20 protein-coding genes are annotated in these 26550 nt (G+C 65.3%); 9 read left to right on the top strand and 11 right to left on the bottom strand.

Features of this window, described 5'->3' with window-relative positions; all coding sequences use genetic code 11:
• The first annotated feature begins 509 nt into the window (after positions 1–509).
• The 5 genes from VF643_RS11080 (at position 510) to VF643_RS11060 (ending at position 5699) form a co-directional block, all read left to right on the top strand.
• Positions 510–2030: a class I adenylate-forming enzyme family protein gene (locus VF643_RS11080; RefSeq protein WP_331043450.1), complete on the top strand. Its 1521-nt coding sequence runs from the start codon at positions 510–512 to the stop codon at positions 2028–2030.
• Positions 2027–2815, top strand: a complete 789-nt coding sequence (locus tag VF643_RS11075; RefSeq protein WP_331043449.1) for a thioesterase family protein — start codon at positions 2027–2029, stop codon at positions 2813–2815. Before VF643_RS11080 ends, VF643_RS11075 begins: the two co-directional genes overlap by 4 nt.
• A gap of 116 nt (positions 2816–2931) precedes the next feature.
• A complete protein-coding gene (locus tag VF643_RS11070) occupies positions 2932–3522 on the top strand; it encodes a hypothetical protein (RefSeq protein WP_331043448.1) in 591 nt (196 codons plus the stop codon).
• 66 nt (positions 3523–3588) lie between these two features.
• Positions 3589–4326, top strand: coding sequence for a response regulator (locus tag VF643_RS11065; protein WP_331043447.1), 738 nt, complete (start codon positions 3589–3591; stop codon positions 4324–4326).
• Positions 4323–5699, top strand: coding sequence for a HAMP domain-containing sensor histidine kinase (locus VF643_RS11060; protein WP_331043446.1), 1377 nt, complete (start codon positions 4323–4325; stop codon positions 5697–5699). The genes VF643_RS11065 and VF643_RS11060 overlap by 4 nt, the downstream gene beginning before the upstream one ends.
• A gap of 27 nt (positions 5700–5726) precedes the next feature.
• Here VF643_RS11060 and VF643_RS11055 read toward each other — a convergent pair whose 3' ends face one another.
• Entirely contained in the window at positions 5727–7244 is a 1518-nt protein-coding gene (locus VF643_RS11055) for an MFS transporter (protein ID WP_331043445.1), read from the bottom strand.
• A 1-nt stretch (position 7245) separates the two neighbouring features.
• Positions 7246–8271, bottom strand: a complete 1026-nt coding sequence (locus tag VF643_RS11050) for a LacI family DNA-binding transcriptional regulator (RefSeq protein WP_331043444.1) — start codon at positions 8269–8271, stop codon at positions 7246–7248.
• Between the two features lie 235 nt (positions 8272–8506).
• Between VF643_RS11050 and VF643_RS11045 the strand changes: the two genes are divergently transcribed.
• Genes VF643_RS11045 through VF643_RS11030 form a run of 4 tightly spaced genes read left to right on the top strand, consistent with a single transcriptional unit; the run spans position 8507 to position 16254 of the window.
• Complete coding sequence (locus tag VF643_RS11045; RefSeq protein ID WP_331043443.1) at positions 8507–11284, top strand: TonB-dependent receptor; 2778 nt, start codon at positions 8507–8509, stop codon at positions 11282–11284.
• Positions 11285–11342: 58 nt separating this feature from the next.
• Positions 11343–12857, top strand: a complete 1515-nt coding sequence (locus VF643_RS11040; protein WP_331043442.1) for a tryptophan halogenase family protein — start codon at positions 11343–11345, stop codon at positions 12855–12857.
• A 5-nt stretch (positions 12858–12862) separates the two neighbouring features.
• Positions 12863–14656 carry an alpha-amylase family glycosyl hydrolase gene (locus VF643_RS11035; protein ID WP_331043486.1) on the top strand — a complete coding sequence of 598 codons (1794 nt, stop codon included), beginning with the start codon at positions 12863–12865 and terminating at the stop codon, positions 14654–14656.
• Positions 14653–16254 (top strand): alpha-glucosidase, encoded by a 1602-nt coding sequence (locus VF643_RS11030; RefSeq protein WP_331043441.1) that lies wholly within the window; start codon positions 14653–14655, stop codon positions 16252–16254. Before VF643_RS11035 ends, VF643_RS11030 begins: the two co-directional genes overlap by 4 nt.
• A gap of 4 nt (positions 16255–16258) precedes the next feature.
• Here the strand turns inward: VF643_RS11030 and VF643_RS11025 are convergent, their stop codons facing one another.
• The 9 genes from VF643_RS11025 to tkt all read right to left on the bottom strand — a co-directional run bounded on the left by VF643_RS11025 (position 16259) and on the right by tkt (position 26470).
• Entirely contained in the window at positions 16259–17533 is a 1275-nt protein-coding gene (locus VF643_RS11025; protein WP_331043440.1) for an MFS transporter, read from the bottom strand.
• Positions 17530–19632 (bottom strand): M3 family metallopeptidase, encoded by a 2103-nt coding sequence (locus tag VF643_RS11020; protein WP_331043439.1) that lies wholly within the window; start codon positions 19630–19632, stop codon positions 17530–17532. Before VF643_RS11020 ends, VF643_RS11025 begins: the two co-directional genes overlap by 4 nt.
• A gap of 67 nt (positions 19633–19699) precedes the next feature.
• Positions 19700–19903, bottom strand: a complete 204-nt coding sequence (locus VF643_RS11015; protein ID WP_331043438.1) for a hypothetical protein — start codon at positions 19901–19903, stop codon at positions 19700–19702.
• Between the two features lie 15 nt (positions 19904–19918).
• Positions 19919–20635, bottom strand: a complete 717-nt coding sequence (locus VF643_RS11010) for a Crp/Fnr family transcriptional regulator (protein ID WP_331043437.1) — start codon at positions 20633–20635, stop codon at positions 19919–19921.
• Between the two features lie 81 nt (positions 20636–20716).
• On the bottom strand, positions 20717–21466 hold the full coding sequence (locus VF643_RS11005) for an HAD-IIB family hydrolase (RefSeq protein WP_331043436.1): 750 nt from the start codon (positions 21464–21466) through the stop codon (positions 20717–20719).
• Positions 21463–22269, bottom strand: coding sequence for a Cof-type HAD-IIB family hydrolase (locus tag VF643_RS11000; RefSeq protein WP_331043435.1), 807 nt, complete (start codon positions 22267–22269; stop codon positions 21463–21465). Before VF643_RS11000 ends, VF643_RS11005 begins: the two co-directional genes overlap by 4 nt.
• Positions 22266–23249: a phosphogluconate dehydrogenase (NAD(+)-dependent, decarboxylating) gene (gnd, locus tag VF643_RS10995; protein WP_331043434.1), complete on the bottom strand. Its 984-nt coding sequence runs from the start codon at positions 23247–23249 to the stop codon at positions 22266–22268. The genes VF643_RS11000 and gnd overlap by 4 nt, the downstream gene beginning before the upstream one ends.
• Positions 23250–23279: 30 nt before the next feature.
• A complete protein-coding gene (gene tal, locus VF643_RS10990) occupies positions 23280–24404 on the bottom strand; it encodes a transaldolase (protein ID WP_331043433.1) in 1125 nt (374 codons plus the stop codon).
• The gene (gene tkt, locus VF643_RS10985) at positions 24401–26470 is read right to left on the bottom strand and encodes a transketolase (protein WP_331043432.1); all 2070 of its coding nucleotides are present in this window, start codon (positions 26468–26470) and stop codon (positions 24401–24403) included. Before tkt ends, tal begins: the two co-directional genes overlap by 4 nt.
• Positions 26471–26550 lie beyond the last annotated feature (80 nt).

The following is a 26550-nucleotide window of genomic DNA, read 5'->3' as shown; positions in this document are numbered from 1 at the left end:
GCCGGCCAGCGCGTTGCTAATCAAAACCGGCTTTTGCAAGATGAAGCCCATCTTGGTTTCGGATCACTTCGAAATCATCGGCCGCCGGGTTAAATCGGTGATGGCACAAAGCCCCTACCTGACCTGCGTTCAGGGCGGGCGGTAGGAGCGCGGTCTGAAGATGTGGTACGCTCACAGAAATGTTTGATCGCTTAATCGGCGGTTCTTGCACCTCGCACGCAAGCGGCGCGGGAGAACGATATTCATGTGCGCGCTGCCACAATGTCGGCTGCCCCTGACGCGACAGCCATCGCCCGCCGCGGCTTAACGTTCCCCGACTCCAACGAACTTTGCGGCTCCGAGGTGCTTACCGGAACAGCCGGTGGCGCATAGTCGGCGCGACCGTGTTGACGCGGATGTCCGGAGTCAGCAGGCGGGCGCCGTGCAGTCCATGATAGCGCTCCTCTTCTATTTCTCTCTTAGAATAACGCGTATGGTATTTCCCAGACGGCTCGCCTAGCTCTCCGCGGATGTTCACCGCTCAAGACCTGCTCGCGACCGAGTTCGCGACCCTCAGCGAACTCGTGGCGGCGCATGCGCTGGAGCGTCCCAGGAAGATCGCGGTTGCCGACGATCGGGGTGCGATCGACTATGGGACGCTGGACCGGGTTATGGACCAGATCGCGGCGGGGCTTCAGCAGGAAGGTCTTGCCCAGGGCCAGGCCGTCGCAATTCTCAGTCATCCCAGCGTTGCGCAGGCAAGCGTCTTCCTTGGTGCGTTGCGCGCAGCGTGCGTCGCGGCACCGATCGCACCGTCGGCCACCCCTGCAGCAATCGCGTCGATGATTGCAGACTGCGGGGCACCGATTGTTTTCGTTGACGCCGCCAACGCCCCCGCCGTGGATGGCATAGTAGCGAAGGTCGTCCGGCTGGAAGCGCTCGCCACATGGGCACCCGACGCCAGGCCCCAGCCTATGACCATCGCGCCCGAGGACGGGTTCAACATCATCTATTCCTCGGGCACCACCGGCATTCCCAAGGGCATCGTGCAGAGCCACGCGATGCGCTGGCAGCATCTGTCGCGCAATGCGGCGGCAGGGTTCGACACCGCGGTGACGATGATCGCGACGCCGCTATATTCGAATACGACATTGGTCAGCTTCCTGCCGACGATCGGCTGGGGCGGGACCGCGGTGCTGATGGCGAAGTTCGATGCGCGCCGATACGTCGAACTGGCGGAACGCTATCAGGCGACGCACACGATGCTGGTGCCGGTACAATATCAAAGGATCATGGCGTTGCCCGATTTCGACGCGTTCGACCTGTCGTCGTTCCGCTTCAAGACGTGCACCAGCGCGCCGTTCTCTGCGGCGTTAAAGGCAGATATCGTCGCACGGTGGCCGGGATTGCTGGTGGAATATTATGGCATGACGGAGGGCGGCGCCACGTGTGCGCTAAACGCGACTGCGCATCCTGACAAACTCCACACCGTGGGCCAGCCGCTGCCGGGACACGAGATACGCCTGATCGACGACGACGGTGCGGAAGTGGCGCCGGGCGAGACGGGCGAGGTCGTCGGACGCTCGCCCACGATGATGACCGGCTATCACGGGCGGACCGAGGCAACGCGGGAGGCGGAATGGTTCGACGACCACGGCAATCGTTACATTCGTCACGGCGACTTGGCGCGCTTCGACGAGGACGGCTTTCTTGTGTTGATGGATCGCAAGAAGGATCTCATCATCTCGGGCGGCTTCAACATCTATCCATCTGATCTGGAGGCGGTTCTGGCGCAGCATCCGAATGTGACGGATTGCGCGGTCGTTGGCGTGCCGAGCGAAGCCTGGGGCGAGACGCCGGTCGGCTTCTACGTCACGCGCCCGATGGATCGGGAAGTAGCGGATGACGCCGCGATCCTGGCGTGGACCAACGCCAAGCTGGGCAAGACGCAGCGGCTGTCAGCCCTGCACCCGGTCGAGGAACTACCACGCAATGCGATTGGCAAGGTCTTGAAACGCGAATTGCGCCACACGCTGAGGACAGGCACATGACGCCCATCGCAGAAATTTTGGCAAATGCAGCGACGATCGATGGCGGCTTTCGCGCGACTATTCCGATGGACTGGTTGCAAGGGCGCACGGCTTACGGCGGACTGTCGAGCGCGCTGGCGCTGCATGCTGCCCACGCCTGCGACACCGATCTGCCGCCGCTGCGGTCTGCGCAGGTCAGCTTCATCGGACCCTTGTCGGGGAACGTGGCAGTGTCCGCGACCCGGCTGCGACGCGGGCGCAATGCGGCTTTCATTCAGGCCGACATCACGTCGGATGCTGGGCTGGGCTACCGTGCGACGTTCGTTTTCATGACCGACCAGACATCACGGGTCGTGCTGGATCAACGTCCCCCGGCGGGGATTGCTCCCCCCGCGCCCGACGCCAGGCTCTACACCGGGCCGGAGGAATTCTTCACGGGCAACTTCGACTTCCTCGACGTCAAGGAGGCGTCAGACGGCCGCCCGTTAGGCGAAGCGGAATGGCTGCGCTGGGCGAGGCTGCGGGCACGTGACGGGCTTCATCCGATGGTCGAGGTGATGGCGATAGGGGATGCGTTGCCGCCCGCCGCCTTCCGGCTGCTCGGCAAGCAGCTTGCGCCGATCAGTTCGCTGACGTGGATGGTCAACCTCCTAAGCGCGACGCCGCGCACCCGTGACGGCTGGTGGCTGCTCTCGGCGCAGTCGGATTATGCCTTAGCCGGCTGTTCGAGCCAGTCGATGCGGCTTTGGAATAGCGATGGCGAACTGGTGGCCGAGGGAATGCAGAGCGTCGCGATCTTCGCCTGAGACTTCGTACAATTTGCGACAAGTTTTCAACCTCCTGACACATGCTTGTGACCGCACGAAGCGATAAAGGTGCCCATGCGGTGCGGGATCGGCCCGGCCGCAATGGAGATTTCCCGATGCGAAGGACGATCCTGGCGCTGGCGCTGCTGGCCAGCGGTGCTCCCGCAATGGCGCAGACGCCGGACATGCCGCCTCCGCCGCCCGGCGGCTCGATGCGCGGGGGACACGGCGCGATGATGATGCGCGCCGACGCCGACAAGGACGGCGTCATCACCCGCGAGGAGGCCGTGGCGTCGGCTGACATGCGCTTCGCCCGGCTCGACGCGAACGGAGACGGCAACGTGACTCCCGATGAAGTGCGCGACGCGCGCGAGGAGATGCGTGAGCGTCGCGAGCAGATGCGCGCCGCGATGCGCGACCGCGCGATCGCGGATGGCAAGATGCCACCGCCGCCGGGCGACCGGGCGCGCCTTGCCGCGGATCGCGACCGCAGTCCGAAGGCCGGCGAGAAGCGCGGCCCTCGCCCGCCGATGACCCGCGAAGCATTGCGCGAGCGAGCGATGGCGGAGTTCGACCGCCTCGATGCGGACCACGACGGACGCGTCGACGCCGCCGAACTCGCACAGATGCGCGAGCAGTGGCGCGCCGGGCGCCGACCAGGCGGCCCGCGCGGCGACATGCCGCCGCCGCCGCAGCAGCAGCAGTAACGATCCGGTCATGCGGGGCGGCCGTCCGGCTGCCTCGCGGATCACCCTCTTGCAAGGCGGCGCACCATGATCCAGTCCGACGGCGTCGGAGAAATGCCGCACATCCTGCTCGTGGACGACGAGCGATCGATCCGCGAGCCGCTGGCGGTCTATCTCGGCAAGCAGGGATTCCGTGTCACCCAGGTCGGCGATGCAGAAGCGGCGCGGACGCGGCTGGCGGCCTATGCGATCGACCTCGTCATCCTCGACATCATGATGCCGGGCGAGGACGGATTGAGCCTTTGCCGCCACATCGCTGCGACCAGCGACGTGCCGGTAATCCTGTTGACGGCGCGGGCCGAGGAGACCGACCGGATCGTCGGGCTGGAGATGGGCGCCGACGATTACGTCGTAAAGCCTTTCTCTCCGCGTGAACTCGCGACGCGCGCCAAGGTGGTGCTGCGGCGAACCCAGGCGGGAGGCGCGCGCCAGCATGCCCCCGAAAGCGGCTCCTATGCCTTTGCCGGCTGGGTGCTGAAATCGGGCGAGCGCACGCTGGTAGATCGCGAGGGCGTATCGGTGCCGCTGTCGACCGGCGAATACAATTTGCTCCATGCACTCGTCACCCGGCCCCGGCAGGTGCTGACCCGGGACCAGTTGCTCGATCTGACCCAGGGGCGCGGGGCGGCGGCATTCGATCGCGCGATCGACAACCAAGTCAGCCGCCTGCGTCGCAAGATCGAGAGCGACCCGAAGAACCCCGACATCATCAAGACGGTTTGGGGCGGAGGCTACACCTTGTCGGCCGAAGTCACCCGGCTGTGATCGGCCCGATCGCTAAGCTGTGGCCACGCAACCTGGCCGCGCAGTTGACGCTGCTGATCGCCTGCGCGCTGTTCGCGGCGCAGACGATCAACTTCGGTCTGCTGCTCCGCGAGCGACGGTCGTTCGCCCTCGAGCAGATCGCCGGCCCGGCCGCGACCCGCTTCATCGACGCGATCGAACGCGAGCGACGGCTTCCACCCGGACAATTGCAGCCGCGGCCAGCTGGCCCGCGCGAACGGACGCGGGTACGCCTTCTCCCCTCCAATCCCATACCGCCTTCCCGCCTCGGCGAGCCTGCGGTGGAGGCCAGCCTGCGCGGTGCGCTGGCGGAGGCGGGGGTGCGCGTCGGCCGAATCGAGAGCGGGCTGGGGCCACTCGACCCGCAAGACCCGATGCTGCGCCGCATGCCGCGCCACCGGGCCGAGCGGCTAGTACGCGATGCCGACGAGTTGGTCATTGCGGTCGAGCGTCCCGGCGGTGGCTGGCTGGTGCAGCGGCTGCCTTGGGCGCGTGCTGACTTCGGTCTGGTCTGGCGACTGATGGGGCAAACCGCAATTCTCTTCGTGCTGGTGCTGCTGCCGGTACTCTGGGCAGTACGACGCATAGCGCGGCCGTTGCGCGACCTGACCCGTGCGGCCGAGGATTTCGGCCCCGGCGACAGCGGTGCCGCGCTGGCCATACGCGGACCGCACGATGTCGCGCGGTTGATCGCAGCGTTCAACGCACTGCGGTTGCGCGTGACCGCGATGCTCGACGAAAAGGATCGCATGCTCGGCGCGATCGGCCACGATCTGCGCACGCCTCTGGCCGCCCTGCGGGTGCGGATCGAGTCTGTCGAGGACGAGGCCGATCGCGCGAAGATGGCGGACACGATCGCGGAGATGAACCGTACCCTGGACGACATTCTATCCCTCGCCAGGCTCGGCAGGCCGAGCGAACCCATCACCGAAGTGGACGTCGCAGCGCTGGTGGATGCGGTAGTCGAGGATTTTCGCGATCTCGGCAACGACGTGGTATTTGTCGAGGCGGAGCGGCTCCCGCTCAGGCTTAGGCCTTCGCTGGTGCGCCGTGCGGTGCGCAACCTGATCGAAAATGCGATCAAATATGGCCACGGCGCGGTGGTGAGCGTGGAGGCCGGCGCACGAGTGGTCGCGATCAAGGTCGCCGATTGCGGACCGGGTATCCCAGAAGATCGGCTAGGCGACGTTTTCGAGGCGTTCACCCGGCTGGAAACCTCGCGCAACCGGGATACCGGGGGAATCGGCCTGGGCCTCGCGCTGGCTCGCGCGATCGTGCGCGAAGCGAAGGGCGACGTCACGCTGGAGAACCGGGCAGAGGGCGGATTGCTGGCGACGATCACCCTGCCCCGGTGATTTCTCGCCTCCCCGCGTTCGGAGAGGTTACGCCGGCTCCTTCACCCGCAGCATAGCCAGTGCCGCCAGCGCCATCACGCCTGCGGCAAATGCCATCGTCCAGATCGGCTCTCTTGGGAAGAACGCGCGCATGATCGATCCCATTACGGTAGCGACCAGCAATTGGGGTACGACGACGAAGACGTTGAACAGCCCCATATAGATGCCCAGCTTGCGCTGCGGCAGGCTCGAAGCGAGAATGGCGTAGGGCATGGCCAGGATCGAGGCCCAGGCGATGCCGATGCCGATCTCGCTGACCAGCAGCATGCGTGCGTCGCGAAAGGCGAAGAAGCTGGCATATCCCGCGGCGCCGCACAGCAGCGCGAGCGTGTGCGTGCGCGCGCGGCCGATGCGCGCAGCGACCAGCGGCAACAGGGTCAGAGCGACGATTGCGGCGACGCCGTTGTAGGTGGCGAAGAGCACGTCCACCCAGCTTGCGCCGTCCTGAAAGGCGGGCGTGCCGGCGGCGGGTGCGCCGTAAAAATATTGGACGACGACGGGCGTGGTGTTGATCCACATGATGAACAGCGCCGACCAGCTGAAGAATTGCACCAGCGCCAGCCGCTTCATCAGATCCGGCATGCCAGAGAAGTCGCCGACGATATGGCTGAGCATGCCCGCTGGCTTTCCGCTCCTTGCCATCGCAATCGCGACGATGCTGGCCAAGCCGTAGGCCGCGAGCAGCGCGCCCAGCAGATACACCTCCTTCTTGAGTACGAACTGCCAGACCGCGGCGACCACGATTGCGCCGGCGGCTATCCAGACGATGCTCGAGACGAAGCTGCGCGCAGCCAGCACGCGCAGCGTGTGGCCGTGTTCGGTATCCGCTGCGACACCGTCGAACGCCGTCATCTCCCGCGGCGAATATTCGCGGGTAGAAACGACGGTCCACAGCACCGCAGCGAACAGCGCGACACCCCCGAACCAGAAAGCATAGCGCACGGTATCGGGAATCGCACCTGCGGCCGCGTCGTTTGATACGCCCCAGCGCTCCAGCAGCCAGGGAAAGATCGAGCCGATCACCGCACCCGCTCCGATGAAAGCGGTCTGCACCGCATAGCCGACGCCGTGCTGGTCCTTGCGCAGCATATCGCCGACGAAGGCGCGGAACGGCTCCATCGAGATGTTGAGCGAGGCATCGAGTACCCACAGCATCACCGCGGCGAACAGCAGCACGGGTGCTTCGGGCATCACCAGCAGCGCGAAGGCGGCGAGCAAGGCGCCCGCGAGAAAATACGGTCGCCGCCGCCCGAGTCGGCCCAGCCAGGTACGGTCACTCATATGGCCGATAATCGGCTGGACGAGCAGCCCGGTGAGCGGGGCCGCCACCCAGAGTGCCGGCAGATCGTCCAGGCTGGTGCCGAGCGACTGGAAGATGCGGCTCATGTTCGCGTTCTGGAGCGCGAAGCCGATCTGGATGCCGAAAAAGCCGAAGGAGATGTTCCACAAGCCGCCGAAGCCCTGGCGCGGCTTTTCGCAGGTTGGATCGTGAAGCGTCGACGCCATCTTAATTCCCTGAAGACCCCCGCACCACGAGCCGCGTCGGCAACATGATGCTGGCCACCGGCTCGCCGCGGATTTGCGCGAGCAGCAATTCCACCAGCCGCCGTCCCGCCATCCCCGCATCCTGCACCACCGTGCTGAGCGGTGGATTGGCGAGGCCGGCGGCGGGAATATCGTCGAAGCCGACGACGCGCACGTCCTCGGGCACGCGCAGCCCCGCGGCAGTCAGAATTTGGATCGCAGCGAGCGCGATCATGTCGCTCGCCGCGATGATACCGTCGAAGGGCACGCCGGCTTCGAGCAAGGTCACGGCGGCGCGGGTGCCGTCCTCCTCGGTCGAGATCGCCGAAACCTGCAAGCGCGGATCCGCGTAAAGGCCGTGGGACGCGAGCGTCGCTGCATAGCCGCGGTGGCGATCGTGAAATTCGGGGTAGTGGTCGGTGGCGTCGCCGAGGAACGCTATGCGGGTGCAGCCGCGCTCGATCAGATGTTGCGTCGCCGCCGCACCCCCGGCGGCATTGTCACACCCCACGATCAAGCCCGGCTGGTCCGCCTCTACCGAACCCCAGCGCACGAAATGCGTCCCCTGCCTGACCAGCAGATCCAACCGTGCACGGTAATCGGCATAGTCGCCATAGCCCAGCAGGATCAGCCCGTCCGCGCGGTGGCTGTCCTCGTAATCGGTGTGCCAGTCGCTGGAGAATTGCTGGAACGATACGAGCAGATCATGGCCATGATCGGCGCACGTCCGCATCATAGATCCCAGCATCGCCAGGAAGAACGGATTGATGAGCGTATCGTCGGGGATGGGATCCTGGAACAGCAGCAACGCGAGAGTCCTGGTGTTGCCGCTGCGCAGGTTCGAAGCGGCGCGATCGACGGTGTAGTTCAGCTGCTTGGCGATCGCCTCAATCCGCTGACGCGTCGCCAGGCTGACGGTGGGGCTACCGCGCAGAGCGCGCGAGACCGTCGGCTGCGACACGCCGGCAGCCTGCGCGATGTCGAACGACGTTGCCTTGCGCTGGCTCACCGACCCCCTCCTGCCGGCGGATGCATCCGATCCTGCCGCGGTGACATCACCGCAGATCACCGGGCGGGTCAAACGAAGAATTTCCCGCGCCAGCCCAGTGTGGCCAAACCGCCACACATATTATCGGATAAGTGAATACGTATGTTTAACGGTTGGCAATGGGACGGCGGAATCGCAAGGACGGCTGCGGGTCCACGGTGCGCAAGATGCCGCACGGGCATAGGGGAGAGATTTCATGACGGTATCCAACCGTGGGTCGGTCGACGCCGCTCGCATCGTTCTCAAGATCGGCACGAGCAGCGCTGCCATCGCCTTTGCACTGGCGATCGGCGCGGGAACGGCCCACGCGCAATCGACCAAGGTCGAAGATCCTGCGTCCAGCTCGAGCACCGCTGCCAATCCCAACGAACCCGCCAGCGCGGAGCAGCCGCAGGCGGGGAATACCGTCGATGCGGCCGACATCGTCGTCACCGGTTTTCGCCGCAGTCTGGAGAATGCCGTCGCCGAGAAGAAGTCGCGCGATCAGGTCGTCGAATCCATCTCGGCCGAGGACATCGGCAAGCTGCCCGATGCGTCGATTGCCGAGTCGATCGCGCGCCTGCCCGGCGTCACGTCGCAGCGTGTGAGCGGCCGTTCGAACTCGATCTCGATCCGCGGCTTCGCGCCCGATTTCTCGACCACCCTGCTCAACGGGCGTGAACAGACGTCGACTGGCGACAATCGCGCGGTGGAGTACGATCAATACCCGGCAGAAGTCGTCAACCAAGTGTTGATCTACAAGACCGCCAATGCCGGGCTGATCGGCCAAGGCCTGTCCGGCACCGTCGATCTGCGCACGATCCGTCCGATCGAATACGGCAAGCGCGTGCTGTCGATCGGCGCGCGCGGCACCTATGCCGACAGCGGCAAGCTGAACGAAGGCTCCAAGGACAAGGGCTATCGCGCGACCGCGACCTATGTCGATCAATTCGCCAACGACACGATCGGCGTGTCCTTGTCTGCATCCTACCTGGACGAGCCGTATCAGATCCAGGAGTTCAACGCCTGGGGCTATGCCGGGGACGGCACGGCCGCTTCGCCGGCGGTGATCGGCGGATCGAAATCCTACGTGACCTCCACCCAGCTCAAGCGCCTGGGTCTTCAGGGCACGCTGGAGTGGCAGCCGATCCCGGAAGTCACCGCGACGATCGACGGCTTCTATTCGGACTTCAAGGACAACCAGATCAAGCGCGGCATCGAGCTGCCGCTCGGCTTCTCCAACCCGTTCACGGCGACCACGGTGACCAACGGCCTCGTCACGGCGGGCACGTTCAGAAACGTCGAAGGCGTCGTCCGCAACGACAGCTTTCAGCGCAACGCCAAGCTGTATTCGTTCGGCTACAACGGCAAGTACGAGGGCCCCGAGGGGTGGAATGCCCAGATCGACATCAGCATGTCGCGCACCGAGCGCAACGAGACGATCGTCGAGAGCTATGCCGGCACGGGTTATGGCGCCGGGAACGGTGCGGCCGACACGATCGGCTTCACTTCGAGCAGCACCGGCACGTTCTTCACGCCGGGACTCAATTATTCCGATCCCAACCTCGTCGTGCTGACCGATCCGCTCGGCTGGGGCGGATCGAACGTGCAGGCCGGATATTTCAACGACCGCCAGGTCATCGACGACCTGAAGCAATATCGCGTCGAGGTGGAGCGTGAGCTCGACAGCCCCGTCTCCAGTCTGCGGTTCGGCGCGAACTACACCGACCGCAACAAGTCGCTGCGCCCCAACGAGGCGCTGGTGCAATTGGCCAATGGCGCGCTGTCGGCACCGCTGCCGACGCAATTCCGCCTGACGCCGACGAACCTGTCCTATCTCGGACTGGGGCCGATCCTCAGCTACGATCCGGCAGACCTGCTGGCGAACGGCGTGCTCAGCCTGCGCTCGAACAACGCGAACCTCGACGTCGTCGCCAAGGGCTTCGGCATCCAGGAGCGGATCATGACGTCGTACCTGCAGGCCAACATCAAGCAGACGATCGGATCGGCCGAACTGACCGGCAACATCGGCGTGCAGGGCGTCTTCACCAACCAGAAATCGTCGGGCAACGTCGTCGTCAACGGCGCGCTGGTGCCGATCACCCGCGGCGACGATTACATCGACATCCTGCCCAGCATCAACTTGGCGCTGCGCCTGGAGAGCGATTTCGTCATCCGTGCGGCGGCGGCCCGCCAGATGCAGCGCCCGCGGCTGGACGACATGCGCGTCGCCCTGGCCTATGGCTTCGACGCGACGCAGGGGCGGCTCGTCGGGAGTGGGGGCAATCCCTATCTGCGCCCGATCCGGTCGAATTCCTATGACGTGACGATCGAGAAATACTTTGGCACGCGCGGCTACCTCGCGGTGCAGGGATTCTACAAAGACCTGAAGAGTTTCGTCTACAATTTGGCCGACCCCAATTTCGATTATTCGGGTTATCCCCTGCCGACCAACGCACCGGCATCGACGCCGTCGATCGGAACCGCCACGGTGCCGATCAACGGCGAGGGCGGCACCATCTACGGTGCGGAACTCGCCGGCACCCTGCCGCTGGGCGAGATCGTCTCGGCGCTCGACGGCTTTGGCCTGACCGGCGGCGGATCCTACACCAAAACCAAGATCCTGCCGACGCCCGGCGGCAATGCGGAGGACATCCCGGGCTATTCGCGCTGGGTGGCCAACGGCACGGCATATTTCGAGAAATGGGGCTTCTCAGCGCGCGGATCGGTGCGCTATCGCTCGACCTTCGTCGGCGAACTGTCGGGCTTCGGGGCCAATCTGATCCGGCGACGTGCCTTGGGCGAGATGATCGTCGACGCGCAGGTCGGCTATGATTTCTCGGGCGGTATGCTGCAGGGCCTCTCGGTCTTCGTCCAGGGTCAGAACCTGACCGACGAGCCGTTCGTGACGATCAACGGTCAGCGTAGCGACCAGATCATCGACTATCAGAAATACGGGCGCCGCTTCCTGGGTGGCTTCACGTACAAGTTCTGACGCCGACAGCCGCGCCGATCGCCTTGAGGTGATCGGCGCGATCGGCACGGAGAATCGTATGACCGATCCGCATCGCCGCTCGGTCGTCATCGTCGGTGGGGGAACCGCCGGCTGGATGGCGGCCGCCGCATTCGCGCGGTTCCTGCCAAGAGGAACGCACATCGCGCTCGTGGAATCCGAGGCGATCGGGACGGTCGGCGTCGGTGAAGCGACGATCCCGCAGCTGAGATTGTTCAACGCCTCGCTCGGCATCGACGAGGATGCGTTCCTCCGGGCCACGCAGGGCACGTTCAAGCTGGGGATCCAATTCGACGGTTGGTCTAGCGCTGGCGGCAGCTACATCCATGCGTTCGGCACAATCGGGCGCGGATGGGGCCTGGTGCCGTTTCATCATTATTGGCTGCGACATTTGCAGGAGGGCGGGACATCGTCGCTCTGGGACTATTCCGCCAGCGCGCAAGCCGCGGCAAAGGGGCGTTTCGCGCGCGACCCGGGCCGACCGGAGCTGCCAAGCGGAACCGCCTGGGCGTTCCACTTCGATGCCGGGCTGTATGCCGCCTTTCTTCGCCGCCATGCCGAAGCTGCCGGGGTAGTGCGCCACGAAGGGCAAGTCTGTATGGTCGAGCGCGGCGATGATGGAGACATCGCCAGCGTGACACTCGACGACGGCCGGATCGTCGCAGGCGACTTTTTCGTCGATTGTTCGGGTTTCCGCGGGCTGCTCATCGAAGAGGCGCTGCATGCGGGTTATGACGATTGGTCGGCCTATCTGCCGTGCGACCGTGCGCTGGCGGTGCCATGCGAGACGACCCGGCCGCTGACCCCGTTCACGCGAGCGACCGCGCGCGAAGCCGGCTGGCAATGGCGCATTCCCCTCCAGCATCGCACCGGCAACGGACTGGTCTATTCCAGCGAATTTCTCTCAGACGATCGTGCGGCCGAGCTGCTGCTGGCAGGGCTGGACGGCAAGCCGCTCGCCGACCCGCGGCCGCTGCGGTTCGTCACCGGCAAGCGGCGGCGCGTGTGGGTCAGCAATTGCGTCGCGCTGGGCCTTGCCGCGGGGTTCATGGAGCCGCTGGAGTCCACGAGCATCCATCTGATCCAATCCGGCATCGCAAGGCTGCTGGACTATTGGCCAGGTGATCGCATTGACGAAACCGACGTCGCAGACTTCAACCGCCGCACCGATGCCGAATGGCTGGCGATCCGCGACTTCCTGGTGCTGCATTATTACGCGAACGGGCGGGCGGAACCGTTCTGGCAAGCCCGGCGGGCGGCGGCCATTCCCGAGACAGTGGCCGAGCGCATCGCGCTGTTCCGCGCCAATGGCCGGATCGGAAGTCACCCGGACTCGCTCTTCACCGGGGTCGGCTGGTTGCAGGTGATGATCGGGCAGGGGATCGCGCCCGCAGGGTATCACGCGCTGGCCGATGTCTTGCCTGCCGCCGAACTGGCCAACTTCCTTTCGCTTTCGGCGCGGCACGCCGCGCACGTCGCGGACAAGATGCCGACCCACGAGGCCTTCATTGCTGCGCATTGCGCTGCCCCTTCGTTCTCAGAGAAAGTCGCCTGATGAAGATGCTCGCGCCGTTCCTAAGCCTGCTCGCCGTCGCCACGCCAGCGCTGGGGCAGGATTTCAGAGATCGCCTGCCGCAGGATGAGGTCATCTATTTCGTACTGCCCGACCGGTTCGAAAATGGTGATCCCGTCAACGACCGCGGCGGGCTTACCGGCGGGCCGCTGCAGACCGGGTTCGATCCGGCGCACAAGGGCTTCTATCACGGCGGCGACCTCAAAGGGCTGACCGGACGGCTCGACTATATCCAGGAATTGGGCGCAACCGCGCTGTGGGTGGGACCGATCTTCAAGAACAAGGCGGTGCAGGGCGCAAAGGGGCAGGAAAGCGCCGGCTATCACGGCTATTGGATCACCGACTTCACGCAGGTCGATCCGCATCTGGGCAGCGATGCGGACTTCAAGGCGCTGGTCGATGCCGCGCACGCGCGGGGCATGAAGGTGTATATGGACATCATCGCCAACCACACCGCGGACGTGATCCAGTACCGCGAATGTGGCGAGGGATCGCCCTGCCCCTACCGCGACCGCGCAGCTTATCCATTCAGCCGGCGTGGCGGTGTAAAAGGCCAGGCGATAAACGACGGTTTCGCCGGCGATGCAGTGCAGACGATCCCGAACTTCGTGAGGCTGACCGATCCGGCATTCGCCTATACGCCCTACGTCCCTGCGGCCGAGCGGGCGGTGAAGACGCCGCCGTGGCTGAACGATCCGATCTATTATCATAACCGGGGCAATACGACGTTCCGGGGCGAAAGTTCTCAAACCGGTGACTTCTCGGGGCTGGACGATCTGGCGACCGAGAACCCTCGGGTAATCGCGGGAATGATCGAGATTTTCGGTGGTTGGATCGATCGTTTCGGCGTCGACGGTTTCCGCATCGACACCGCCAAACACGTCAATCCGGAGTTCTGGCGCAGCTTCGTACCCGCAATGCAGGCGCGTGCCGCGGCCAACGGTATTCCCAATTTCCACATCTTCGGGGAAGTCACCTCGCCCGATCCCGGGTATCTCGCAAGCTGGACCAAGACCGCTGACTATCCGGCGGTTCTGGATTTCGCCTTTGCCGACGCCGTGCTCCAGGTCGTCGGCAAGGGCCAGCCCACCAGCGTGCTCGCGGGCATGTTCGCCGGCGACATATTGTACGCCAAGGGGGAGGACACGGCGATGATCCTGCCGACCTTCACGAGCAACCACGATTTCGGGCGTTTCGGCCTTTTCATCCGCCAGGCCAATCCTAAGGCGAGCGGCGACGAGGTGCTAGCGCGGGTTTCGCTCGCCAATGGGATGCTGCTTACGCTGCGCGGGGTTCCGACGATCTATTCGGGGGACGAGCAGGGGTTTGCAGGGGATGGCAACGACCAGGACGCGCGCGAGGACATGTTCGCCAGCAAGGTGACATCGTATAACGACAATGTCCTTATCGGCACGGGTTCGACGACGGCCCGCGCCAACTTCGATCAGCGCCATCCGCTCTACCGGCAGATCGCGGCGCTTTCGAAGGTGCGCCTAGCGCACAAGGCGCTGACCCGCGGGCGCCAGGTCATGCGCGCAAGCGGTGACGCGCCGGGGCTGTTCGCGCTTTCGCGCTTCGACCCCGACACAGGGAGCGAAGTGCTGATCGCGTTCAACACCTCCGCCAAGCAGGTCACCCAGGCGGTGCAGGTGGAGACGGGATCGGTATCTTTTCAGACACTGGCGGGCACTTGCGCCGCGCGTGCTGTTGCACCGGGCAGCGTGACCGTCGCCCTGCCCGCCTTCGGCTATGCGGTCTGCGCGGCGGAGGGGAAGCGATGAGCGACGGGGTGCGTCCTTGGTGGAAGGGCGCGGTGATCTATCAGATCTATCCGCGCAGTTTTGCGGATTCGAACGGCGACGGGATCGGCGATCTGCCGGGCGTGACAAGCCGTCTGGATCATGTCGCGTCGCTTGGGGTCGATGCGATCTGGCTGTCACCGTTCTTCACCTCGCCGATGAAAGACTTCGGCTATGACGTCGCGGACTACCGCGATGTCGATCCAATATTCGGCACGCTCGCCGATTTCGACGCGCTGGTTTCCCGGGCGCATGCGCTCGGCTTGAGGGTCATCATCGACCAAGTCTATAGCCACACCTCCGACGAACATCCGTGGTTTACCGAGAGCCGGTCCAGCCGTACCAATCCAAAGGCCGATTGGTATGTCTGGGCCGATCCCAAGGCTGACGGATCGCCGCCATCGAACTGGCAGTCCGTCTTCGGCGGCCCGGCATGGACATGGGACGCGCGGCGGCAGCAATATTATCTCCACAATTTCCTGAAGGAACAGCCGCAGCTCCACGGCCATGCGCCGGCCGTGCAGGATGAACTGCTGGCGACCGCGCGCTTCTGGCTTGATCGCGGCGTCGATGGGTTCCGGCTCGACGCGATCAACTTCATGATGCACGAGCCTGCGCTGACCGACAATCCACCCGCGCCGCTCAGCAACACGCCGCGAACGCGCCCATTCGATTTCCAGATCAAGCGCTTCAATCAGAGCCATTCGGGCATCGTGCCGTTCCTGGAACGTATCCGCGCGCTCCTCGATGGCTACGACGCCCGCTTCACGGTGGCCGAGGTCGGCGGTGACGATGCTGCGCGTGAGATGAAGCTGTTCACAGCCGGTGGACGACGGCTCAACACCGCCTACGGGTTCGACTTCCTCTACGCGCCCAAGCTCGATCCGGAGACGGTGGCGGATGCGGTGTCGGCATGGCCCGACCTGAACGGGGTGGGCTGGCCCAGTTGGGCGTTCGAAAATCACGATGCGCCACGCGCGCTGTCACGGTGGGGGACGCACGGGTACGAGCGCGCATTCGCCGCCTGCAAGATGCTGCTGCTGATGTGCCTGAGAGGCAACGTGTTCCTCTACAACGGTGAGGAACTGGCGCTGACCCAGGTGGATGTGCCTTACAACGATCTGCAAGATCCCGAAGCGATAGCGAACTGGCCCATGACGCTGTCGCGCGATGGCGCGCGGACGCCGATGCCGTGGGTGGCGGATGCGCCGAACTGTGGTTTCGGCGAGGGCAAGCCGTGGCTGCCGCTGGGAGGGGACCATGCCGGACTGGCGGTCGACGTGCAGGAGGGTGATCCGCGATCCATCCTCCACCTCACCAGGCGCCTCGTGGCGCTCCGGAAGGCCCGGCCTGCGCTGTCGGTGGGAGACTGGACCGTGATCGCGGTGACCCCCGCGTTGCTGGCGTTCGAGCGCCGGGCCGGCGGCGAGACGTTGTTATGCGTCTTCAACCTGAGTGCCGAGGCCACTGCCTGGCAACCCGCGCAGGCCGATCATTGGCGCACCATCGAGGCAGTGAACGGCGCGGCGGAGTGGACCTTTCCGGCTTACGCCGCGCTGGTGGCGGAACGGATCGGCTGAGCGCTCAGTCTTCGGCGATCAGGCTCGTCGCCTTCGTGTCGCGCATGCGCAGGTACACGACCAGCGACACCGCGATCATTGCGGTGACATACCAATAAAAGATGCGCTCGGCGTTGGCGTCCTTCAGTCTCAGCGCCAGATATTCGGCGGTGCCGCCGAACAGCGTGTTGGCCAGCGCATACGGCAAAGCGACGCCGAGGGTGCGGATGCGGGCAGGGAACATCTCCGCCTTCACCACGCCACTGATCGCGGTATAGCCGCTGAGCGCCACCAGTGCGGCGGTGACCAGCGCCCAGGCGAGGAGCGGGCTGGCGACTGTCTCCAGCGTCAGGAACAGCGGCACGGTGCCGAACAGGCCGAGGATGCCGAACCCCACCATCAACGGTTTGCGCCCGAAGCGGTCAGACAAGGCTCCGGCGATCGGCTGGACAAGCGCATATACCAGCAGCGCGGCGGCCATCACCTGCGTCGCGGTCTCGCGGTCGAAACCAGCGGTGTTGACGAGGAACTTCTGCATGTACGTGGTGTAGGCGTAGAAGGCGAGCGTACCGCCGGCGGTCAGCGCCATCACGGTCCATGCGGCGCGGGGATGATCTCGGAACAACGCCAGGCCGCTCGACTTCGGCACACCCTCCGCAGCAGCATTGCGGAAGCTCTCGGTTTCCAGCAGGCCGCGACGGATGCGGAACACTGCGATCGCCAGCAAGCCACCGATCGCAAACGGTACGCGCCAGCCCCATTGCTCGAGCGCCGCGGCATCAAAGAAGGATTGCAGCAGAAGCAGGACGCCGAGCGCGATCAACTGGCCGCCGATCAGCGTCACATATTGGAAACTGGCATAGAAGCCGCGGCGGTTACGGCCCGCCATTTCCGACAGATACACCGCACTCGCGCCATACTCTCCGCCGACGCTCAACCCTTGGAGCATGCGCGCGAGCACCAGCAGCGCGGGGGCGAGCCAACCCACGGTGGCATAACTGGGCGTGACGGCGATCAGGAACGAACCCGCGCACATCAGGGTGACCGACAGCGTCAGCCCCGCCTTGCGCCCGTGGCGGTCGGAATAGATCCCCATCGCCCAGGCGCCGATCGGCCGCATCAGGAATCCCACCGCGAAGATCGCTGCGGCGTTCAGCAGTTGCGCGGTCGGACTGGCCTTGGGAAAGATGACCGGCGCGAAATACAGCGTGAACGCCGAATAGACGTACCAATCATACCATTCGACGAGATTGCCGGCCGACCCGCCCAGGATCGAACGGATGCGGCCAGGCTGGCTCATTTTGAGATTGGGAAACCACGTTGGCGAAGCAGCGCGTTCACATCGGGATCGCGGCCGCGAAACGTCCGATAAGCGTCCGCACGGTCGGTCTCGTTCCCGGTCGACAGCAGCACGCGCGCGAACCGGTCTGCGGTCGGCTCGTCCCACGGACTGCCGGCTTCCTCGAAGGCAGCGAACGTGTCCGCATCCATCGTCTCCGACCAGAGATAGCTATAATAGCCTGCCGAATAGCTGTCGGAGGAGAACAGGTGCTGGAACTGGGGTATGCGGTGACGCATGACCAACTGCTTGGGCATGCCGATCTCGGCTAAGGTCGTCCGCTCGAACGCCTGTGGATCGACCACGCCGTCCGGCACGGTGTGGAGCTTCATGTCGACGATCGCCGATGAGAGATATTCGACGGTCGCGAAGCCCTGGTTGAACGTCTCCGATGCCTTGATCTTGTCGAGCAGCGCCTGCGGCATCGCCGCGCCGGTCTTGTAATGGCGCGCGTATTTGTCGAGCACATCACGGGTCAGCAGCCAATGCTCGTTCACCTGGCTGGGATATTCGACGAAGTCGCGCGGCGTGCCCGCCAGCCCAGGATATTCGACGTTCTGCAGCATCGCGTGGATCGCATGGCCGAATTCGTGGAACAGCGTCTCAGCATCGTCCAGGCTGATGAGCACCGGCTCGCCCTGGGCGGCACGCGCGAAATTGTTGTTGTTCGACGACAACACTATCTGCGCGGGGGCCAGCCCGCGCTGGCCGCGATAGGTGTTCGCCCAGGCGCCCGATCGCTTGCCCGTCCGCGCGAAATCGTCGCGGTAGAACAGGCCGACTTCCTTGCCTGCGCGCGTAACATGCCAGACGCGCATATTGGGTTCGAACACCGGGACGGTGCCGGTGATCTCCTTGAACTCCAGTCCGTACAAGCGGTTGGCGGCGTAGAGCGAACCCTGGATGATGTTGTTGAGTTCGAAATACGGCTTCAGTTCCGCCTGATCGAGATCGTAGCGGCTCTTGCGGACCTTTTCCTGGTAGAAGCGATAATCCCAGGGTTCGATCGTAATCCCGGTGCCTGCGATCGCCTGCATGTCGCGGACCTCTTCGGCGACGCGCGCCTTGGCGGCGGGCCAGACGCGCATCATCAGGTCCATCGCGGCCGCCGGCGTCTTGGCCATCGTGTCCTGCATCCGCCAATCCGCATGGGTTTTGAAGCCCAGCAGGTGTGCGCGGTCGGCGCGCAACTTCACAATCTTCCCTATCGTCGCGCTTGTGGCGTTCGCGTCGCCGTTGTCGCCGCGGTTGACGAACGCCCGCCAGACCTGCTCGCGCAAGGCCCGGTCGGTGGCAAAGGTGAGGACGGGATCGACTGCGGAGCGCGTGTTGACGATCGCCCAGCCGGCAGACTTGCGCTCGACCGCCGCAGCTTTGGCCACCGCCTTCACACTGTCCGGCACCCCTGCGAGCCGCGCCTCGTCGGTCACGGTGATCGCGGTGCTCTCATCGGCCAAAAGGCGTTCGGAGAAATCCGAGAATGCGGTGGCAAGTTGCTGATTTATCGTGGAAAGCTGCGTCTTTTGAGCGGCGTTCAGCTGCGCGCCCTGGCGGACGTAGCTGTCGCGGATGCGAGTGACGAGGCGGACTTGCTTGGGCGTCAGGCCATTGCTTGCCCGGCCAGCATACACCGCCTCAATGCGCGCAAACAGCTTTGGATCGAAGGTGATGCGATCCTGCGCAGCGGAGAGTTTGGGGCTCCATTCGCGATCGAGCGCCTGATAGGCCGGCGTGTTCATGTTGCCGGTCATGACTCCGAAAAGTGTACTCACGCGGTTCAGGCGCCGGCCCGCGAGTTGCATCGGCACGATCGTATTGGCGAACGTCGGCTTGGCAGGATCGGCTGTGATGCGCGCGAATTCCGCGGCACGTTCCTCGATCGCGACGGCGAAGGCCTGCGGGAACAGCTCCGGGCGAACCCTGTCCCAGGGCGGCACGCCGCCATAGTCCCCGCTCCAGTCGGCGAGCAGCGGGTTCGTCGCGGCAGGCGTGGTCTGGGCGTAGACGGAGGTCATCGGCGACGCCGCAACGATGCCGGCGGCGAGAAGCAAATAGCGCAAGGATGTTCCCCAAGTGATCTGATGGCGTCAGCATAGCGGCGGCACTTGATCCCGCAATCCGTGTGCGTCACGCCTTCGGCGCCGGATCGCCGTCTTCCGCGGCACCCAATGCGCCGGCATGCCGCGCCGCGTCGCTCAGCCGGCGACCGGTTTCGCCCGCGGCCTCTGGCGTCATCGTCACCGCTGTCCCTGCCGGCCCATCGAGCAGAACCTTGCCCTCCTCCACATGAACCATGCCGGACTGGTCTTGGATTTGCGATGTTCCGCTCATGATCGTTCCTACGCTTCAGTCGTCACGGGTCCGATAAAGATAACCCGGGTCGAACTCTGCCAACGCAGCAAGACGCTTATGGTCGCGTATTTCGACGTGGCCGTGGCGATAGATCACCAGATCCTGTTCGCGCAGCGACCGCAGCACGCGATTGACGTGGACGCCGGTGATCCCGCACGCCTCCGCGACATCAGCCTGCGTCAGGGGTAGCTGAAACCGGCCATCCTTCGCCAGATCGACCATCTCCAACCGGCAATTCAATTCGCAGAAGAAGTGCGCGACGCGACCATCGGCATCGAGGCGGCCGAGTCGGAAAATCCATTCGCGGTGCATCGCCGCGTCGAGCAATGTGCTGAACCACAGCATGCCCGTCAGCCGGGGGCGTTGCTCGACGATCGTTTCGAGAACCTCGTGCGGATATTCTGCGATACGCGCAGGGCCGATCGTCGCGACATCGTGATCGAGGCGCTTCATCGGGAAGCCGTGAAGATCGACGAAATCGCCGGGAACATGGACCGCGACGATCTGACGATGCCCGTTCTTGTCGTCCATGTAGCGGCAGATGAAGCCTTCGAGCAGCAATGTGCTGACGTGGACCCGCTGACCCTGGCGGACGAGCAATTGTCTGGACGGGATCGCCCGGACATTGGCGATGCCGTCTTCCAATATCCGCCGATCGTCCTCGTCGAGCGCGCTGCGTCCGCGTCCTTTCAAAAACAATGCGTTGAGCATCGATTCCCCAATCCCCCGCGGCCGTCCCACCCGGCGCGGCGGATCAATCTGTGTTCCCTTTACGCCGCTAGCGCAAGCCGCTCAGCCATGCTGGCATGCCACCACGGTCGCGATCACCGACAGAGTCTCTTCCGGGTCGCGGACTCGGACCGTATCGAGCCCAAGTTCCTTGGCCGGGTAATCGTTGCCGCCGGGGAAGATCGCGTCGCCGACGAACATCATCGCGTCAAGCGCGACGCCGCTGGCGTCGCGCAGCTTCTTGAGACCATAAGCCTTGTCGACGCCCTCGCGGGTGATGTCGATCGAGGTGGCGCCGCCCATGTTGATCGACAGGCCGGGCAGCCGGGTGCGCAGATCGGCCTGGATCACCTTGCGCTTGGCGAAATCGGGATCCCATTTCTCCTTGGCCTCCAGCGGCGCCTGCTGGCCGAGCGCGGAGAAGGTGATCTGGCTGCCGCGATCCTCGACGCGCTCGCCCCAGGTCTGCTCGGGCTTGAAGCCGGTCGCCGCCAGCGCCTCGTCGAACGCGGTCCTGATCTTCGCGCGGGTCGCATCGTCGAACAATTCGGCATAGACCGGGTGCCACGCGCCGCCCTCGAACCGGTACAGCTTCGTGCCGGTGGTCGGCATCAGCCACAATTTCGTGCGGTCGGCGCGCTCGGGCAGGCGGCTGGCGACCTGCTTTTCGAACTGCGGCCAGTCGCCGCCCGATATCACCGCGACCTGCGCCACGCCGAGCAGGTCGGCCAGCGCCTCGCCCATCGGTTCGCCGAGCGGCTGCTTGCTCTCGGCCAGCGTGCCGTCGAGGTCGAAGGCGACGAGCTGCTTCATGCTTTCTGCTCCAGGATCATATGGTCGATGGCGTAGGCGACGCCGTCCTCGCCGTTGCTGCGGGTGACCGCCCCTGCGGCGTCGCGCACCGCCTGCGGCCCCTGCCCCATCGCGATCGAGCGGCCGGCGCGCGCGAACATCGCCAGATCGTTGGCCTGGTCGCCGATCGCGACGGTATCGGCCAGCACCACGCCGAACGCATCGGCCAGCCTGGCGATGCCGTCGCCCTTGTTGGCGGCGGGGGCGGTGACGTCGAGGTAATAGGCCTGGCTCTGGACGATCGTCGCGCGGTCATCGGCGACCTCGGCCTTCACTTTGGCGGTGAGATCGCGGAGCAGCGCCTCGTCGTCGCTGACCAAGGTGATCTTGTCGATCGGCGTGCCGAAAGCGGCGAAGTCCGCGCACACGATCGGCTCCTGATTGGAACTGCTCCGCTCGCTCCTGGTGTGGGGGCCGTCGCCGTCGGTGGCGTACCAGCGGTCCCCGGCGAAGACCCAGATATCGACCGCGGCGCCCGCGGCAAGCGCCAGCACCTGCGCCACCACATCGGCGTCGAGGCGCTGTTCGAACAGGATCGTGCCGTCGCGCTTCCAGATCACGCCGCCGTTGAACGCGCCCATCGGCACGTCGAGCGCGAGCGCATCGGCGATCGGCATCATCCCCGATCGCGGCCGCGCGCTGACGATGGTGAAGCCGATGCCGGCATCGCGCAACCGCGCGACCGCGGCGATCGTCGCGGGCGTCAGCTGCTTCTTGCCATCGACCAACGTACCGTCGACATCGGACACCACGAGGGTCTTCACTGCGGCATCTCGACATGCCCGCCGAAGCCGAAGCGCATCGCCGACAGCATCTTGTCGCCGAAGGTGTGATCGACGCGGCTGCGGTAGCGCGCGAACAGCGCGGTGCTGAGCACGTTGACCGGCGTCGCCTGCTCCATCGCCGCCTCGATCGTCCAATTGCCCTCGCCCGAATCGGCGACATGGCCGGAGAAATGTTCGAGCTTCTGATCCTTGGCCAGCGCCGCCGCCGAGAGATCGAGCAGCCACGACGAGATCACGCTGCCGCGCCGCCAGACTTCGGCGATATCGGTGAGGTTGAGATCGAAGCGCTGATCCTCGGGCAGCATGTCCTTGTTCTTGCCCGCCAGCACGTCGAATCCTTCGGCATAGGCCTGCATCAGGCCGTATTCGATGCCGTTGTGGACCATCTTCACGAAATGCCCGGAACCCGCGGGGCCGGCGTGGAGATAGCCCTTTTCGGCGCGCGCATCCTCGTTCTCGCCATTGCGGTCGGGGGTGCGCGGGATCGTGCCGAGGCCGGGCGCCAGCGTGTCGAAGATCGGGTCGAGCAGGTCGACCGCCTCCTTCTCCCCGCCGATCATCATGCAATAGCCGCGCTCCAGCCCCCAGACGCCGCCCGAGGTGCCGACATCGACGTAGCGGATGCCCTTTTCCGCCAGCGCCTTGGCGCGGGTGATATCGTCCTTGTAGAAGCTGTTGCCGCCGTCGATGACGATGTCGCCGGGGTTCGCCTTCTCGGCGATCGCGGCCACCGTCTGCTCGGTCGGCGCGCCCGCGGGCAGCATCACCCACCAGATCGCCGGAGTGTCGAGCCGGTGGCGCATGTCGTCGAGCGAGGCGGCGCCCTCCGCCCCCTCCCTCGCCAGCAGCGCGACCGCCTTCTCGTCGCGGTCCCACACCACCGCCTGATGGCCACCGCGCATCAGCCGACGGACGATGTTCGCACCCATTCGGCCAAGGCCGATCATTCCGATCTTCATCGTAGCGCTTCCCTCGAACTCGAATTGGGGTCAGGCGGTGGCCGGCTGCTTGCGCGCGATGGCGCCCAGCAGATCGTCGAAGGCGGTGGCGAAGGATGCCACGCCCTCCTCGACCAGGCGGCCGGTGACGGTGCCGAGATCGAGCCCCAGCCGCTCGACCTCGGCGAGCACCCGGCGGGCGCCCGCGATATCATCGGTCAGCGTCGGCGCGATCGTGCCGCGCTCGCGAAAGGCGTCCATCGTCTTGGGCGGCATGGTGTTGACCGTGTCGGGGCCGATCAGCTGGTCGATATAGAGCGTATCGGGATAGGCCGTGTCCTTGACCCCCGTCGACGCCCACAACAGCCGCTGCGGCTGCGCGCCTTTGGCGGCCAGCGCCTGCCAGCGTTCGCTGGCGATGAAGTCCTGATACCAGGCATAGGCGACCTTGGCATTGGCGATGGCGACCTTGCCGCGCACGCTTTTCAGCGTGTCGGACTGGGAATCGCCTTCCTTCACGCGGCGGTCGATCTCCTTGTCGATCGTCGCGTCGATGCGGCTGACGAAGAAGCTGGCGACGCTGGCGATGCGGTCGATCGGTTGCCCGTGGCGGACGCGCTCCTCCAGCCCGGTGGCATAGGCATCGGCGACGCGCTGATAGGCTTCGAGCGAGAACAGCAACGTCACGTTGACGCTGATCCCCGCCGCGATCGTCGCCGAGATCGCCGGGCCGCCGGCCAGCGTGCCGGGTATCTTAATCATCAGATTGGGCCGGTCGACCGCGTCCCACAGCTTGCGCGCCTCGGCGATCGTCGCGTCGGTATCGTCGGCGATATAGGGCGACACCTCCAGGCTGACATAGCCGTCCTTGGCATCGAGCCGGTCGTAGACCGGGCGCAGCGTCTCGGCCGCGGCCTTGATGTCCTGGATCGCCAGATGCTCGTAGCGGTCGATCGTCGCCGCATCGGGGTGCTTGGAATCGAATTCGGCGAGCGTGCCGTCATAGGCATCGCCGTGGCCCATCGCCTTTTCGAAGATCGACGGATTGGAGGTGACCCCGGTCAGCCCGTCCTGTTCGACGAGCGTCTTCAGCCCGCCGGCTTCGAGGAACTTGCGATCGACGAAATCGAGCCACACCGCGGTGCCCGCGGCGCTGAGGTCGGCCAGCTTGCTCATGAAATCTGCTCCAGTATCTCGCGGGCGACCTTGACGACATTGTCGACGGTGAACCCGAATTTGTCCTGCAGCTTGGATATGGGGGCGGAGGCGCCGAACGTCGACATGGTGATCGTCCGCCCGGTCATCCCGACATAGCGATCCCAGCCGATCTCGCCGCCCTGCTCCACCGCAAGCCGCGCCGCGACCTTCTTCGGCAGGACATTTTCCTTATATTCGTCGTCCTGCAATTCGTAGCGATACCAGCTCGGCATCGAGACGACGCGGCTGCGCACCCCCGATTGCTTCAATGTCTCATGCGCCGCCACGGCCAGCGAGACCTCGCTGCCGGTCGCGATCAGGATCAATTCGGGGTCGTCGCTATCGGCGAGCACATAGCCGCCCCTCATCAGCCCCTCGGCCGAGGCATAGGTGCCGCGGTCGAGCGTCGGCAGCGCCTGGCGCGACAGGACGAGCGCGGTCGGGCGGTCGCGATGCTCCATCGCGGCGCGCCAGGCATAAGCGGCCTCGTTCGCGTCGCACGGGCGGATCGTGTCGAGACCGGGGATCGCGCGCAGCGTCGCCAGATGCTCGATCGGCTGGTGGGTCGGGCCGTCCTCGCCGACGCCGATCGAATCGTGGGTGAAGACGAAGACCGCGGGCAGTTCCATGATCGCCGCGAGCCGGATCGGCGGGCGCATATAGTCGCTGAAGACCAGGAAGGTGGCCGAATAGCTGCGCAGATACGACAGCGCCATGCCGTTGGCGATCGCCCCCATGCCGTGTTCGCGCACCCCGAAATGCAGGTTGCGCCCGTCATAGCTTGCCGCCTGGAACGAGCCGCCGCCGTCGATCGACGTCTTGGTCGACGGCGCCAGATCGGCCGAGCCGCCGACCAGCCACGGCACCTTGCCGGCGATCGCGTTCAGCACCTTGCCGCCCGCATCGCGCGAGGCGAGGCCCTTGGCATCCACATCGAACACCGGGATCGCGGCGTCCCAGCCATCGGGCAATGTGTTCGTCAGCAGCGCGTCCAGTTCGGCGGAGAGCGCAGGCTCGGCGGTGCGATAGCGCTCGCGCATCGCCTCCCATTCCTCGCGCAGCGGACGGCCGCGATCGGCGATGGCGGCGTGAAAAGCTTCGGCGACGCCATCGGGCACCAGGAACTGCGCGTCCTCGGGCCAGCCATAGGCCTTTTTCGTGCCGCGGATGTCGTCGGCGGTCATCGCCTCGCCATGCGCCTTGGCGGTGCCCTGGATCGAGCTGCCATAGCCGATGATGCTGTGGACGACGATGAAGGTCGGCCGGTCCGCGGTTGCGCGGAACGCCGCCAGCGCGGCGGCGACCGCGGCGGTGTCGTTGGCGTCATCGACGTGGATGACGTTCCAGCCGTAAGCCTCGAAGCGCTTGCCGACGTCCTCGTCGAAGGCGAGATCGGTGCCGCCCTCGATCGACACATGGTTCGAATCGTAAATCCAGCACAGGTTCGACAATTTCAGATGCCCGGCGAGACTCGCCGCCTCGCTGGCGACGCCCTCCATCATGTCGCCGTCCCCTGCGAGGACGTAGACGTCGTGATCGAACAGCGTGAAGCCGGGGCGGTTGTAGCGCGCCGCCAGCCAGCGCTCGGCGATCGCCATGCCGACCGAATTGCCGCAGCCCGCGCCGAGTGGCCCGGTCGTCGTCTCGACGCCGGTGGTATGCCGGAATTCGGGGTGGCCGGGGGTGCGCGAGGAGAGTTGGCGGAACTGGCGGATATCCTCCAGGCCGATCGCGGGTTCGCCGGTCGCGTTGCCGTCGCGGTCGATCTCGCGGATGCCCGCCAGGTGGAGCAGCGCATAGAGCAGCATCGACGCATGGCCGACCGACAGCACGAAACGGTCGCGGTTGGGCCAATCGGGCTTGGCCGGATCGGTGCGCAGGAACTTCGTCCAGAGCGTGTGGCCGACCGGGGCCAGCGCCATCGGCGTGCCGATATGCCCGGACTTCGCCTTGGCGACCGCGTCCATCGACAAGGTGCGGATCGTGTCGATCGCGAGGCGTTCGGGCGAGCCGTCGGCGTGGACGTGGGATGCGACGTCGGACATCAAGGAACCTCTTGGCTATTTCGGGCGCAACGCCCCGCGGGCGATTTCCGTTGCCGGATAAGCGGCGCTTTAGCGGGAGA

The sequence above is a fragment of the Sphingomonas sp. genome, from assembly GCF_036387595.1.
GTDB lineage: Bacteria > Pseudomonadota > Alphaproteobacteria > Sphingomonadales > Sphingomonadaceae > Sphingomonas.
The sequence above is the reverse complement of the archived record's forward strand: the minus strand, read 5'-3'. Positions and strand labels throughout refer to the sequence as shown.

Excerpts from the sequence above, each read along its gene's own strand:
- VF643_RS11075 (WP_331043449.1), top strand. The coding sequence starts at position 2,027 with ATGACGCCCATCGCAGAAATTTTGGCAAATGCAGCGACGATCGATGGC.
- VF643_RS11015 (WP_331043438.1), bottom strand. The coding sequence starts at position 19,903 with ATGAGCGGAACATCGCAAATCCAAGACCAGTCCGGCATGGTTCATGTG.
- VF643_RS11080 (WP_331043450.1), top strand. The coding sequence starts at position 510 with ATGTTCACCGCTCAAGACCTGCTCGCGACCGAGTTCGCGACCCTCAGC.
- VF643_RS11025 (WP_331043440.1), bottom strand. The coding sequence starts at position 17,533 with ATGAGCCAGCCTGGCCGCATCCGTTCGATCCTGGGCGGGTCGGCCGGC.
- VF643_RS11065 (WP_331043447.1), top strand. The coding sequence starts at position 3,589 with ATGATCCAGTCCGACGGCGTCGGAGAAATGCCGCACATCCTGCTCGTG.
- VF643_RS11010 (WP_331043437.1), bottom strand. The coding sequence starts at position 20,635 with ATGCTCAACGCATTGTTTTTGAAAGGACGCGGACGCAGCGCGCTCGAC.
- VF643_RS11035 (WP_331043486.1), top strand. The coding sequence starts at position 12,863 with ATGCTCGCGCCGTTCCTAAGCCTGCTCGCCGTCGCCACGCCAGCGCTG.
- VF643_RS11005 (WP_331043436.1), bottom strand. The coding sequence starts at position 21,466 with ATGAAGCAGCTCGTCGCCTTCGACCTCGACGGCACGCTGGCCGAGAGC.
- VF643_RS11070 (WP_331043448.1), top strand. The coding sequence starts at position 2,932 with ATGCGAAGGACGATCCTGGCGCTGGCGCTGCTGGCCAGCGGTGCTCCC.
- tkt (WP_331043432.1), bottom strand. The coding sequence starts at position 26,470 with ATGTCCGACGTCGCATCCCACGTCCACGCCGACGGCTCGCCCGAACGC.
- VF643_RS11040 (WP_331043442.1), top strand. The coding sequence starts at position 11,343 with ATGACCGATCCGCATCGCCGCTCGGTCGTCATCGTCGGTGGGGGAACC.
- tal (WP_331043433.1), bottom strand. The coding sequence starts at position 24,404 with ATGAGCAAGCTGGCCGACCTCAGCGCCGCGGGCACCGCGGTGTGGCTC.
- VF643_RS11045 (WP_331043443.1), top strand. The coding sequence starts at position 8,507 with ATGACGGTATCCAACCGTGGGTCGGTCGACGCCGCTCGCATCGTTCTC.
- VF643_RS11030 (WP_331043441.1), top strand. The coding sequence starts at position 14,653 with ATGAGCGACGGGGTGCGTCCTTGGTGGAAGGGCGCGGTGATCTATCAG.
- gnd (WP_331043434.1), bottom strand. The coding sequence starts at position 23,249 with ATGAAGATCGGAATGATCGGCCTTGGCCGAATGGGTGCGAACATCGTC.
- VF643_RS11055 (WP_331043445.1), bottom strand. The coding sequence starts at position 7,244 with ATGGCGTCGACGCTTCACGATCCAACCTGCGAAAAGCCGCGCCAGGGC.